1 protein-coding gene is annotated in these 202 nt (G+C 53.0%); it reads left to right on the forward strand.

The window, feature by feature from the left end:
* Positions 1-89: 89 nt before the first annotated feature.
* The coding region (locus GYA94_RS26955) for a YebG family protein (RefSeq protein ID WP_161893482.1) at positions 90-202 on the forward strand (113 nt) is incomplete at its 3' end.

Genomic DNA, 202 nt, shown 5'->3' on the forward strand with positions numbered 1-202 from the left:
CAATTTCTGCTTGCGAACCAGCCCACACTGCCATTACTGTATATAGATACAGTAAATTGCAAACCAGCAAAAAGGCATAGAGGTGATGAATGGCCGTCGAAGTGGTGTACCGCAGCAGCCGCGACCCGGAGCGCTTGTTCATGGATAAGGCAGAAGCCGACCGTCACGACAAAATGCTCGAACTGGCCGAGCGCCTGGCTGA

Origin of the sequence: Pseudomonas juntendi (genome assembly GCF_009932375.1) — a bacterium.
GTDB classification, from domain to species: Bacteria; Pseudomonadota; Gammaproteobacteria; order Pseudomonadales; family Pseudomonadaceae; genus Aquipseudomonas; species Aquipseudomonas juntendi.